A 12,641-nucleotide genomic window follows, 5' to 3' on the forward strand; every position below is an offset into this window, starting at 1 on the left:
CGCGGCGTTCCGAGGATGAACCTCTTGAGCATCTATCCGAATCCGAACGCACCGGACCCGCGCCGCTGGCCCGCCTTGGCCGTGCTCCTGTCCGGCACGCTGCTGCCTCCGCTTGATTTTTTCATCGTCAACGTCACCTTGCCGAGCATCCGCGCCGACCTGCAGGCATCGGCCGACGTCGCGCAGCTGGTCGTGTCGGTCTATGCGATGGCCTACGCCGTCACCCTCATCCTGGGCGGTCGCCTGGGCGATCTCTATGGACGCCGGCGTACCTTCGTGGCCGGCATGTTCGGGTTTGGGCTGGCGTCGGCTCTATGTGGATTCGCAACGTCGCCAAGTGTGCTCATCTTCGGCAGATTGCTGCAGGGCATCTCGGCCGCGGTCATGGCACCGCAGTCCTTGGCGTCCATCCACGCGCTGTTTCCAGCGAGCGAGAAGGGTCGAGCGCTCGGTCTTTACGGGGCGACATTCGGATTGGCCTCCGTCGGCGGACAGCTGCTGGGTGGGCTGCTGGTATCCGCTGATCTCTGGGATATGGGCTGGCGTAGCGTCTTCCTGATCAATCTTCCGGTCATCGCCCTGGCCATTCCGGCCGCGTTGATCCTGGTGCGCGAAACCCGCGGTGAGGAAGCGGGCGGCATGGATTTCGGCGGTGCGATCCTGCTGGCACTGGGCGTGCTGGCGCTGGTGGTTCCGCTGATCGAAGGTCGCGAACACGGGTGGCCGTTGTGGAGCCTGGGCATGCTGGCAATGAGCCCAGCACTCCTGGCCCTGTTCTGGCGCTACGAGAAGCACCGGGAGCGCTTGGCTGCGTCGACGCTGGTTCCGCCCTCGGTCATCTCGGCAACCCGTGGATTGGCTCTTGGTCTGCTGGCGGCGGTCATGCTGTATGCCTTGGCGGCGTTCTTCCTGACGTTCGCGGTGTACCAACAAGCCGGGCTGGGTCGCGGTGCGCTCGCAGCGGGCTTGGCGATTCTTCCACTCGGTATCGGACAACTGCTGGGGCCGACGTGCGGCATTCGTCTTTCGCGTTGGCTGGGTTCGAGCGCAGCGACCTTCGGCATGAGTCTGGAAGCCCTCGGCCTGGTGCTGGCGGCCGGTGCGGTGGCGATCGGCCGACCGTCCTGGCTTCCGCTTCCTCTGCTGGTGGTTGGGATCGGACAGGGCATCGCGCTGCCGGCGCTGGTGCGACTGAACGTCGATCTCGTGGAGCCACGCTGGGCAGGCTTGGCGGCCGGCATGGTCAGCGCAGCAATGCAGCTGGGCGCTGCGCTCTCCGTCGCCTTGGTGGGCGGTGTCTTCTTCTCGCTCGCGCCGGATGGAGCAGGCGTCGAAGACGTGGCATCCGGCTTCGCGGCCGCCTGTCTCATGATCGCCAGCGCCATGGCCATCGCCGCCGTTCTCAGCAGGAGGCTGGCGGTGACCACCATGAGGGGGACGCCGGGCTCAGCAAACGAGTCGCCCGTGGCGCAGCGACCCCAGACAACGACGCCGCCCGCAAACCGGACGCTCCCGGTGCAAACCACCCATCGGTCGGCATGAACCCGTCCATCCGATGCCACTCCATTGCGTTATCTACCTACTAATAGGTAGACTCACCCAACTTCAGCAAGGAACTCCTCATGGGCATATCTCCAATCGGTTGGCTCCACACGCTGGGCAGCCTCCCCGCGATCCCGCTGGCGGTCTACATGCTGGTCAGGCACGGGCGGATCGCTCCTGAGACTGCTGCCGGCCGCGCCTACTTCTGGTTCATGCTGCTGGGCATCCTCACCGTCTATCCCATCGCGCACCAGCCGGTGAGCTCGATCGTCGCGACGATCACTCTGGTGTTTCTGCTGGTCGGATACGGCATCGCGCTGTGGCGGCCGGCGAAGCGACTGTGGACGTATGTCCAGACGATGTCGCTGAGCGTAACGGTGTTCCTGCTGATGGTCCCCACGGTGAGTGAAAGCCTGCGCAGGCTTCCTGTCGGCGATCCGGTGGTGACAGACTTGAAAGACCCGCTGCTGCTGGGTGTCCAGGGCGCGCTCTTCCTAGCGCTCATCGTGGGAATTCCACTGCAAATGCGAGCGCTTTATAAGCAGCGTCCCTATCGAGACCAGGTAACCCGTTGATGTCGTCCGCAGAAGCCCAGCCTCAGTATTCACCCAAAGCCCAAGAGATCATCCAGCGGGCCAACGAGCTGCTGGCGTCGGGTGGGTATAACGGCTTCAGCTATGCCGACATTGCCGAACTGGTGGATGTCAGGAAGGCCAGCATCCATCACCACTTTCCGGCCAAGGTGGACCTAGTCAAGGCGACCGTCGCACAGCACCGGCAGGCGATGCGGCGAGGACTGCAGTCACTCAAGGAATCGATTCCTGATCCCTATGCGCGCCTGGTCGCCTACATCCGCTACTGGGCCGACTGCATTCAGGCGTCGAATCCTCCGATCTGCATCTGCGCACTGCTTGCCGCTGAGCTGCCAAGCATCCCGGCAGAGGTCGCCGAGGAGGTCACAGGTCACTTCAACGATCTGCAAACCTGGCTCACACAGACCATGACGGAGGGCGAGACGAAGGGCGTGATGCGCTTAGTCGAGCCGCCTGCTGGGGAAGCCGCGATGTTCATGGCCTCGATCCACGGGGCGATGCTCTCTGCTCGAGCTACGGGCAACGCATTGTTGTTCTGGCAGATCGCGAAGCTGTCTACAGATCGACTGAAAATCGAGTAGTACATCGTGCGATGTGCCTTTGACGCGAAAGTGACCTAGCTGAGCTCCCTAGCACCTCTTAACTGAGGCGACACACAGGCAGTTAGAGCCTCTCCATCCCACCTCGGGATTGGAGAAAGCCATGAAGCGAAGTTCAGGCCGCTCAGCGGAACGTCCTGCTTGGAATCTAGGCAAGCTTGTGGGACAGAAGGCGCCCCTAAAGCTCAAGGAGATCTGGTCGATTCGAGTCAGGCTTCAGCTCAAGGGCGATAGTCGGCAGTTAGCGCTTTTTGATCTCGCCATCGATAGCAAGCTGCGCGCGTGCGATCTGGTTGGGCTGCGGGTCCGTGACGTCGCACACGGCATGCATATTGGTTCAAGGGCATGCGTCATCCAGCGCAAAACAAAGCGTCCTGTCCGGTTCGAGATAACGCCGCAGACTAGAGATGCATTGGTCGCTTGGATCGATAGTCAGAAGCTTGGCCTCGACGATTACCTCTTCCCCGGCGGGCAGCGAGGCTCAACCCACCTCTCCACGCGCCAGTACGCCCGCTTGGTGAAGGCTTGGGTGCTCAGTATCGGTCTGGATCCGGTGAACTACGGTACGCATTCCATGCGTCGCACCGAGGCATCGCTCATCTATCAACGTACCAAGAACCTCCGCGCCGTCCAACTGCTGCTTGGGCACAGCAAGATTGAGAGTACCGTCCGCTACCTGGGGGTCGAGGTGGATGATGCCCTTGCGCTAGCAGAGCAGACCGAGGCATAGCGTTCCTCCGAAAGCTGCCTTAGAACGGCCGCTTTCGACCCGAAGCGGACATCCGCCGGGGCGCACGCTCTGCACCCTGCTCGGTCCGGTTGCAAATTGGCTTGTTAGCCGGACCCCGTCGTCCTAAGATCGAGTCGTACCAAGGGGATAGCCCGCCAACCGGCGCGCTGTGGAAGTCGTACAACCGGACTCAGGGATCCGGCTACTAAGTAGTTGGGCCCCATCAAGAAAGGTCGATCAATGAGCAGCGAAGTGCTGGGTCTCTCTGAAACAGATCTGACCAAGTCCCTGGCCTACGCGGGCTTTGTCTTGCTTGCTTACGAATTGGTGAGAAGCCTCATCGTCGAGCCCATCAAGCTCTTCTATCGCGACACGACGTTCGAGGCCGGCCCCTTCAAGTCGTATGAGGTAGACGTCAAGGCTCGGCACAAGAACGACTTCGAAGCGTGCCTTCTTTACCTTCGAGACTTCATGCAGGCAATCGACAACGATGACGTCAAAGCGATCCAGGCCCTGCGGACTCATCGCAATGACTTGGCGCATGACCTGCCGAATCAACTGAAGCGGCTCAACGTAGACAGCTACGCGCCTCTGCTCGAGAGGGCCGAAAAAGCTCTGTTCAAGCTGAGCAACTACCGTACTTACATAGAGATTGGACATGACCCTGAATTCCAAGACAAGGGTATTGACTGGTCCACCGTCTACAGCACTGAGTACATGATCTTTCGAGAAGTCATCGAGAAGGTGAAGATTCTGGGGGATGCGCTGAGATGACGCCGAACCAGCTGTTGCAGCCGACGTCACTGCTTCCGCTTCGCTCCGGAAACGCCGCGACTGAACGCTGGCGTTAGGCATGTATGGCGCTCCATCTCATCTCATCGGAAGAGCTACGCGTTGCATGTAGGCAACGTCTAGAGTCATGTGAGCTATGGCTTCGCAGACTAGTTCACGACCAGCTTTGAAAGGAGTCTGGCGAGAACTACATAGATGTGGCCATTATCGATGGACATGCCATTTTCAAGACGTCCATTAGGGGGATCATGTCGACACAGCGCGCTGGATGAGGTCCGAATCGTGGGCGCAGTTTTGGAGGGTGTGGCTGAGGCGGGTGTGCACCTTCACCCAACGAAGGTCGTCTACGTTGAGAACGACTCACCGCGCTACGATCTTTACAAGTACTGCGCTTACCTCTTGGCAAAGCGCGTTGGCGCGGGCGAGCCATTTCCGGCACCCGTGCAAGGGCCACATAGCTAGTCATTCAAGCGGACGCTTTCGGCGCGGCTCAGTTCACGAGTTGGTCGGTGTCCGCTTCTGGCCGGAAGCGGACATGGGAAGTTCGGTCCCCAGAGTGGTGAATCCATCCGATGCCACTCCGTGAAGTCCTAGGTGCTTGTCTCCTCTGCACGCGTTCTGGACCGTGACGTGCCAGGGCGCTTAATGCCTATCAGACGACCAAGTGGCGGGCCTTCAGCCCGCTCAGTGCCAACGCACTCAGCGCACGGGTCGGGGCGGCGCACGCGTCAGCGTGGATCGTCACCGGGTAGCCCACCGCCTCCGGCGAGAGGGCTGTGTGAGTGACGCAATGCTGGGTCATCATGCCGACCAGATCGATGGTGTCCACCTTGTGCTGCCGGAGCAGCTCGGCGAGATTGGTTCGCAGAAAGCTATCCGCCTCATGCTTGACCACCAAAGGGGAATTCCGCATCGCCGATTGAATGGACGGATGCAGATCGGCGCCGACGCTGCCGGTCTCGAAGAAGGGCGCGCCAGCGGGTGCCTGATGCTGTACGACCACGACCAGATCGTTGTTGCCGTGCGCGGTCTCGATCAGTACCAGCGCACTCTGGAGTGCTTCCTCCGCGCCTTCCAGCGGGAAGTGGCCGCCAGCAAAGTAGTCATTCTGGATATCAATCACAATGAGCGCTTTCATACATCCTCCTTTAGAAGTCGATGACTTCGCCATCCTGCGGAATGACGACACTGCTTTCGATGCCCTTTTCGATGACGTAGTCCTGCAGGTCGTAGCGGCTGACGCTCATGTGATTGACCGCATCCATGTGTACAGCCACGATCCTGGCGTTGGGAGACATCTGGTGCACGCGCAGCGTATCTTCCTTGCCCATGATGATGCCGGTATTGAATCCATCGATCCGCGCATCGCCCGTGTTGAGAACCACCACGTCAGGCTTGAAAGTCTTCAACGTTTCGCGAACTTCGGCTTCCCAGACGGTGTCGCCGGCCACATACACCGTCTTCAGACCAGCCTGCTGGAAAACAAAGCCCATGGTTGCGCCGAGCAGCTTGCCCACCTCGGGGATGGCGTACATTTCCTCCGAGCCATGACGGGCGCCTGCCTTGCTGATCCTGACGCCGTTGAATACGGTGCCGGTGCCCAGGATTCGAACATCCTTGAAACCCTGCTTGCGGAGCAGGGCCGCATCCGCATTGTCCTGGACGAACATGGGCAGCGACTTGGGGATTTCTTTCTGGGCAGCATCATCCCAGTGGTCGAGGTGGGTGTGGCTGATCAGGACTGCGTCGACACCACGCAGCACGGACTCAACGGACTCCGGAAGCTCCACGAGCGGGTTGCGCAGGTGGCTACGGTAAGTGCCGGCAAAACCCGGGTAGGTTCCCTTGCGTGCAAGCATGGGATCGACCAGGAAGACCTGGCCGCCATACGTCACCTTGATGGTGGCATTGCGGATCTGCTGGATCGAGACCTTGGGGCTGACCTCGGCACTGAATGCGTGGAGTGGGGCACCCATGGCCAGCATCAGGCACAGTGCGACGGGAAGTGTCTTGCTCATTGAAGTTCCTTGAGGGCTCATGTGATGGGAAAAGTCTGGGCTTGGCGCCTTCCGTGAGATACTGGCCCAGATGTCAAATGACGATGGGATCGGGCCAAAATGACCATCCACTCAGAATCTGTGGGTACGACGGAGGTCGTCCTGCTGGCACAGCCGGGCGTCAGCGCGTTTCACCTGTCTGTCCCGCTGGCGATCTTCGGCATGTGTTTTGAGGGGCGAACGGAGTTCCGGGTACGGGTCGCCGTCGAGGGCGGCGGAGGGCCGACTTCGCACTGCTTGATGATCAGGGGTGACGGCGGACTGGAGCTCCTCGATAAGGCCGACGTCGTTGTGGTCGCAGGTTGGCCGGAGCTGGGGCAGGCGCCCTCCGAGGCGCTTCAGCACGGACTGCGCGCTGCCCATGAGCGCGGCGCCTACGTCGTTGGCCTCTGCTATGGTACCTACGCGCTGGCCTACTCAGGCCTTCTGGATGGAAAGCGCGCTGCGACCCATTGGGCAGGCGAATCGGACTTCCAGGGTAGATTTCCAAGCGTAAAGCTGGACGTGGACGCACTCTATGTAGACGAGGACAGGCTCGTCACTTCGGCCGGCACCGGCGCAGGACTGGACTGCTGCATCTACCTGGTGCGAAAGCTCTACGGAACGAAGGAGGCCAACCGCGTCGCGCGGGTGATGGTGTTGCCGCCGCACCGCGAGGGTGGGCAGGCCCAGTACATCGATCAACCCGTCCCAGACAACTCACGGGACGCCGCCCTCAGTAGTCTGATGGACGAGGTCCGGCGCAATCTCGGTGACGATCATTCCATCGACAGCCTAGCGTCAAAAGTGGCGATGAGCCGGAGAACATTCACCCGCAGGTTTGCAAAGGTCACCGGCATGACCGTTGGTGACTGGGTTCAGGCGGAACGACTTCGCCGCGCCAAGGAGCTGCTTGAGAGTTCAGCGCTGCCGATCGATGTGGTGGCAGAGAAGGCCGGGTTTCAGAGCGCGGTTTCATTCCGTCAGAGTTTCAAGCGAGCAATGCACGTGAGTCCCTCGGACTGGAGAAAGACTTTCGGGCAGTGACGCGCTCAGATGAAGGAGCACTGGATTCGTCTCAGTTGACAGTGAACCGAGCTACGCCAGATCGAGCTCTTCCAGGCACCGGCACGCTTCCCTGATGCCCGCTGCTGGCCGATAGCGGACATGTTAGCCAGCGGTGGCGTCCGGAAGGCATCTGTCTGAGGGATTCGCTCGCTAAAGTAGTCCACCCGAGCGACACAGGCTCGACATCGCCTCGGGATATCTGGACCCTGACGGCTGAGTTCGCGATCTATGCCTTCTCGCTCTTGGCGGAGAAAAGCTCTGTAGCCCAAGCGGTGAATGCTTGGACGATGGGCGATCCATAACGGTGATGCGGATACAGGATCGACACCGGCACCGACGGCGGCCGCCACTGCCGCAGCACCTCGACCAAGCTGCCATCCTGCAACTGCTTCTCCACCAATACGCGTTGCAACTGTGCCAAGCCGTATCCCTGCATGCACAGCTTGATGTAGAGCTCGGTCTCATTCACGGCGACCGAGCCGTCAATGGGTACCACCCGTCGCTTCCCATCGACAGAGAAGAGCAGGTTGCCGCCGCCCCTCGAACCATGGGAAAAATGGTGGACCGCGCGGTGGCCGGCGAGGTCTTCAAGTGATTGCGGGACGCCATATCTCTCCAGATAGCGTGGCGCGGCGCAGGTGATCCAACTGAAATTTCCCAGCGGCCGGGCCACTAGGCTGGAGTCTTCCAGCGGCCCAGTCCGGATCACACAGTCCACGCCTTCCTGGACGAGGTCGACCGGTCGGTCACCCACGCCGATCATTAGATAGATCTCGGGATACTGGCGGCGGAAACTCTCCAGATTCGGAAGAATCACCGAGTGCGCGATGCCGACCGGCATGTCGATCCTCAACCGCCCCCGCAGGTCCTTTGGTGCGGGCTTCAGGCCGGTCTCCGCCTGTTCGATCAGGTTGAGGATCTCGCGGCACTGGGCGTAGTAGCGTTCGCCGTCCGAGGTGGGGCTGACGCTGCGCGTTGTCCGGTTTAGCAGGCGGACTCGCAGGTGTTTTTCCAAGCCCTTGATCAGACCTGTGACGGTAGACGGAGGCAGGGCGAGGGCCTCGGCGGCACGCACGAAGCTCTTGGCGTCCACCACGCGCACGTAGACCTGCATTGCGAGGATTCGATCCATTTCGCTCACCACCCTTGGGCTGACGGCACCTTCGATCCAGATTATGCCGATTTTACAAATAATAAAACCGGCAAATTCGGCTTTTTCGCACGGAAAGACGGCAATAGAGTGCCTGCATTCCAAAAGCCGAGCCTTCCTCAATGAGCACCTACTCGCGAGACATCCTTCAGCATTCCGCCTCTACTACCGAAAAGACGCTTATCCGAGACGCAACCATCATCAGCATGGACCCGGACGTGGGCAACCTTGTGCGGGGGGACATCCTGGTCACGGGACGCACCATCACTGCGGTTGGGGAGAGCCTGGGCGCCGACGATGCCGTCGTCATCGACGCCAAAGACATGATCGCCATTCCGGGCATGGTGGACTCCCACCGCCACGCCTGGGAGGGGCAGCTGCGTCGGATCAACTCCAATGCCGAGACGCTGGAGCACTACTCCAACGCCACGCATTTCTCGTTTGCCAGGCATTACCGGCCGCAGGACATGTATGTGGGCACCCTGCTGTCCGCGCTGGGAGCGATTGATGCGGGCATCACCACGGTGATCGACAATTCCCACAACAGCCGCACGGCCGCGCACTCCGACGCGGCAGTCGACGCGCTGCTCGATGCCCGTATCCGTGCCCTGCATGCATCAGGTGCGCCGGTTTCGGGCACCTGGGACCGTGCACACTGGCCGGGCAACCTTGAACGCCTGCAGGAAAAGTACTTCAAGGACCCGGCCAACGCGTTGGTCACACTGGCCACCATGGCCAACATCGAGCCGGAGCTCTGGGCCGAGGCGCGCCGCCTGGGCATCCCGATTGTCACCGAGTTCTTCGGTGAACAGATGGGCGCCCAGCTCCCCGAGCTGCATGCCCAAGGCCTGCTTGGACCGGACAACATCTTCAACCACTGCACCTGTCTGAAGGATGAGGGCTGGGAAATTCTTCGCGATGCCGGTGTGCACATCAATGTCTGCCCGCGCTCGGACGCGCACTACGGCATCGAAGATGGCATGTTTGCCTGGGATGCGGCGGTCCGGCATGGGCTGCGCCCTGGTTTCAGCGTCGACAACGAGACGTCCTACAGCGGCGACATGTTCATGGAAATGCGCGTGGCCTATTACCTGGAGCGCGTGCTGCGTGTCAACGCACGCCCGCCACGTACTGCTGAAACAAAGCAAGACCCGCTGAATTCCCACCGCCTGCTCGAGGCCGCCACGCTCGATGGTGCAGCTTGCGCAGGGCTGCAGGACAAGATCGGCAGCCTGAAGCCGGGCAAGCAGGCAGACATCGTGCTGTTCCGCACCGGCGACATCAATCTGTATCCGTCCAACAATGCGTTCGGAACGGTGGTGCACGCCGCTGAGCGCAGCAACATCGACACGGTGATGGTCGGTGGCCGCGTGCTGAAGCGGGGTGGCGAGATGTGCGGCCTGGATCTGACCAAGCTGCGCGCTGCGGTGGACGAATCCTGCGAGCACTTGTTCTCTGCAGCCGGCTACGAGCCGGACGTGTTCGGCACGTCCTTCCCCGCACTCGCCTCGAACTGAGGACCACCATGAACAGCTTCGGCGTTTGGGCCTTTCCGTTGGCGATGGTTGCGGGAATGGCCGTCACATTGCAGACAACGCTCAACGGACAGTTGTCGAAAGGCCTGGGTGGCGACCCTGTCGCAGCCGCCATTTTCTCATTCATGGTGGGGCTGTTGTCGCTCACCATCGTCGGCCTCGCGCGGGGTAACACGTTGAGCCTGCTTGCAGGCATCCCAGCGCAGCCGGCATGGGTGCTGCTGGGAGGTGCGATGGGGGCATTCGCGCTGCTCAGCAACGTAATCCTGGTACCCCGCATTGGCATGGCCGCCCTGGTGGGGCTGGTCGTCGCTGGGCAGCTGCTGTCCACACTCGCCATCGACCATTTTGCGTTACTGGGTCTGCCCATCGCCCTGTTTCCATCATCAAGCTTGCAGGTGCGCTGATCATGGTGATGGGGCTTGCCATCTCTCTGTTCGGAGAGCGTTGGTCAAGATTGATTGCGTGACGGCGAGATGGCCGACGCAGGCATGCATCGAGGGGCAACATACAGGCCGCGCTTTCAGACCTTTTCTTGGCCGCATGTGTCCGCTTTTGGCCGGAAGCGGACGCACCCTACGGTCCATCCCTCTTCGATATGACAACGGCGGCTTACGGCCATTGGACTGCAGGCTAGTCATTTTCAGGCGTTGCAACGGATTGTGAACAGGTCACAATCCGCCTAGTATCGAGCTGTGCCAGGGGGCCGAACCCGCTTGAGGGGTGTAGGTGGCACAGCCAAACTCCCAGGGGGAGCGTCCATCAAATGGTTTGGCGGGAGAAAAGACTATGTCGACAGTGAGTTTTCTTGCTGGTGAATTTTTTCTGCGGAACAGACCCAACGGCGGCACGGCTGTACTGTTGCGGTCGCTTTGGGTGACATCGCTAATTTGTGTGATCGTGCTCCCAATCAAGTCGTACTTTGCGGCCGGCACGGAGCTTGTTTTCTCTGCAGCCCAGCTCAAGGTCGAGATTGGGCAAATGATCCCATGGTTCGGCGCCGTCTTTGCCGGTGCGTACGCGGCGTTCTACACCAGGTTCGCAGCACAGTGGGGCTATCTGGCCGCGCTGTACAACCAGCTCATGGCAACTCTTGCTTCCGCACCGCCTGGGCAGTTTCCGAACGAAACTCTCATCATTTGGAATGCCGCATTCATAGAGGACGCTCAAGACTTGCATCTTGCACGGAAGTCAATGTTTGCGTCGGTCATCAGAGAGCTGCTGCAGAATCCGCACGTTGTTCGAGTCTTTCTAGCCTCCACCCAGGGCGGCCCAAACCGGCTTCGCGAACTGGAGCGCCAGCTCAATTGCATCGCCGTGGCCCCTGCAGAGTTCGACTTTGGCACGGCACAGTCCAGCTAGCGCGTAGTTGAAAATTCTGCGACTTCCCAACCCGAAATGTGATTCGCTCGAGACGAATCCCCTGTAGCGGCTCGGCTCGGTTGGAGCTTCACGGATTTCTGCTTCTGGCCACTGCGAGACAAGCTAGCCTGAGTCAAGTCTTCTGACGCTGATCGGCCGAGGTCTGCTTATGGCCGAGAGCGGACCTTTGCGCAGCGTGTAGGGCAGGGGCTGCTATAGACTTGATCCTAATGCATAGTGGTGCAGCTTATCGCTTCAAGTAGCAATGGCTAAGAGGCTCTTATGTACAACCTGCTTATGGTCTACCGCGAAGGAACTTGGGACGAGGACGAGTTTTTTCTGGAGCTTCCGAGATACTTGGAGCACACGGCGCAACCAATAAAGGATGGGTTCAATGCGCTCAACGACCAGGTTATCGATGCCCTTAAAGAAATGCCGACGCTATTCGCCTACGAAGACAGAGGTCGAGATATAGGGATCCCTGCACGCGTAGGATGGATTGATCAGGTTCAAGTGCGCTATGGCGGGATTAGGATTACCTGGCGATTCGATGCATCGATTTCGCCAATTCCTGCAGAGCGCCTTCGCGAAATGTTTGCAGATCTAGATATACGAGAGCGGAACTGGGAACAGACAAGGACCCATTGGGCAATAAAGGACGTTGATCTGCGTGCAGTACTCGTCGCACACGGTCTCGCTATCGAGCTCCGCGCCCCGACGGTATTTGTGTCCTACTCCTGGGATTCAGAGGAGCACCGAAACTGGGTGCGCCAGCTCGTTCTAGAGCTGCGGGCTAATGGCATTGATGCCATGGCCGATATGACGCACGTCAGACCAGGCCAAGATCTGGGCCGCTTTATGGAGCAAACCGCAAATTGTGATCGAGTAATCGTCGTCTGTACCGCAAACTACATGAGTCGCGCGAACGGTCGCGTTGGCGGGGTGGGCTACGAACACCTAGTAACGGCGGCACAGTTGATGGCAGATCCTGGCTCAGTTCGATTCATTCCAGTTCTCAAGGATCACGCCGATGCCGCGCACCTGCCTATAAATCTTCGCGGGCGAATGTATGTTGATCTTAGCGACGGCCCGAATCGCAACGCAAACTTTCAAGACTTAGTACGCGATTTGCACAACGCGTATGAGCCCATACCGCCGCTAGGGCCCCGGCCGAGATTCTAGAGTTCGCAAACCAGATCACTTATTGGAACTACTTCGGGACCGCCTACGGGCC

Annotated in this window: 13 protein-coding genes; 10 read left to right on the top strand and 3 right to left on the bottom strand. The window is 60.1% G+C overall.

Annotated elements, in window-relative coordinates:
• Positions 1 to 24 precede the first annotated feature (24 nt).
• The 5 genes from AC1DCU_RS05220 to AC1DCU_RS05240 all read left to right on the top strand — a co-directional run bounded on the left by AC1DCU_RS05220 (position 25) and on the right by AC1DCU_RS05240 (position 4,238).
• Entirely contained in the window at positions 25 to 1,542 is a 1,518-nt protein-coding gene (locus AC1DCU_RS05220; RefSeq protein ID WP_320488652.1) for an MFS transporter, read from the top strand.
• 80 nt (positions 1,543 to 1,622) lie between these two features.
• Entirely contained in the window at positions 1,623 to 2,117 is a 495-nt protein-coding gene (locus tag AC1DCU_RS05225; RefSeq protein WP_253078121.1) for a hypothetical protein, read from the top strand.
• On the top strand, positions 2,117 to 2,716 hold the full coding sequence (locus AC1DCU_RS05230) for a TetR/AcrR family transcriptional regulator (RefSeq protein WP_241877712.1): 600 nt from the start codon (positions 2,117 to 2,119) through the stop codon (positions 2,714 to 2,716). Before AC1DCU_RS05225 ends, AC1DCU_RS05230 begins: the two co-directional genes overlap by 1 nt.
• Before the next feature lie 121 nt (positions 2,717 to 2,837).
• Positions 2,838 to 3,464, top strand: coding sequence for a tyrosine-type recombinase/integrase (locus AC1DCU_RS05235; protein WP_442251560.1), 627 nt, complete (start codon positions 2,838 to 2,840; stop codon positions 3,462 to 3,464).
• A 240-nt stretch (positions 3,465 to 3,704) separates the two neighbouring features.
• Positions 3,705 to 4,238 carry a hypothetical protein gene (locus tag AC1DCU_RS05240; protein ID WP_442251561.1) on the top strand — a complete coding sequence of 178 codons (534 nt, stop codon included), beginning with the start codon at positions 3,705 to 3,707 and terminating at the stop codon, positions 4,236 to 4,238.
• 670 nt (positions 4,239 to 4,908) lie between these two features.
• Here the strand turns inward: AC1DCU_RS05240 and AC1DCU_RS05245 are convergent.
• Together AC1DCU_RS05245 and AC1DCU_RS05250 are read right to left on the bottom strand one after the other, a co-directional pair.
• A complete protein-coding gene (locus tag AC1DCU_RS05245) occupies positions 4,909 to 5,394 on the bottom strand; it encodes an isochorismatase family protein (protein WP_137190678.1) in 486 nt (161 codons plus the stop codon).
• A gap of 10 nt (positions 5,395 to 5,404) precedes the next feature.
• Positions 5,405 to 6,274, bottom strand: a complete 870-nt coding sequence (locus AC1DCU_RS05250) for an MBL fold metallo-hydrolase (protein ID WP_137190677.1) — start codon at positions 6,272 to 6,274, stop codon at positions 5,405 to 5,407.
• 99 nt (positions 6,275 to 6,373) lie between these two features.
• Between AC1DCU_RS05250 and AC1DCU_RS05255 the strand changes: the two genes are divergently transcribed.
• Entirely contained in the window at positions 6,374 to 7,339 is a 966-nt protein-coding gene (locus AC1DCU_RS05255; RefSeq protein ID WP_478013508.1) for a GlxA family transcriptional regulator, read from the top strand.
• Between the two features lie 247 nt (positions 7,340 to 7,586).
• Here AC1DCU_RS05255 and AC1DCU_RS05260 read toward each other — a convergent pair whose 3' ends face one another.
• The gene (locus AC1DCU_RS05260; protein WP_137190675.1) at positions 7,587 to 8,492 is read right to left on the bottom strand and encodes a LysR family transcriptional regulator; all 906 of its coding nucleotides are present in this window, start codon (positions 8,490 to 8,492) and stop codon (positions 7,587 to 7,589) included.
• 140 nt (positions 8,493 to 8,632) lie between these two features.
• On the opposite strand from AC1DCU_RS05260, the gene AC1DCU_RS05265 reads away from it, so the two are divergent.
• From AC1DCU_RS05265 to AC1DCU_RS05280, 4 genes are all read left to right on the top strand, one after another.
• Positions 8,633 to 10,027, top strand: a complete 1,395-nt coding sequence (locus AC1DCU_RS05265; RefSeq protein WP_137190674.1) for an amidohydrolase family protein — start codon at positions 8,633 to 8,635, stop codon at positions 10,025 to 10,027.
• An 8-nt stretch (positions 10,028 to 10,035) separates the two neighbouring features.
• Complete coding sequence (locus AC1DCU_RS05270) at positions 10,036 to 10,452, top strand: DMT family transporter (RefSeq protein ID WP_442251563.1); 417 nt, start codon at positions 10,036 to 10,038, stop codon at positions 10,450 to 10,452.
• 382 nt (positions 10,453 to 10,834) lie between these two features.
• On the top strand, positions 10,835 to 11,407 hold the full coding sequence (locus AC1DCU_RS05275; RefSeq protein ID WP_442251564.1) for a hypothetical protein: 573 nt from the start codon (positions 10,835 to 10,837) through the stop codon (positions 11,405 to 11,407).
• Between the two features lie 282 nt (positions 11,408 to 11,689).
• Complete coding sequence (locus AC1DCU_RS05280; protein ID WP_442251565.1) at positions 11,690 to 12,589, top strand: toll/interleukin-1 receptor domain-containing protein; 900 nt, start codon at positions 11,690 to 11,692, stop codon at positions 12,587 to 12,589.
• The last annotated feature ends 52 nt before the right edge of the window (positions 12,590 to 12,641 follow it).

The organism is Stenotrophomonas sp. 10L48, assembly GCF_056395105.1.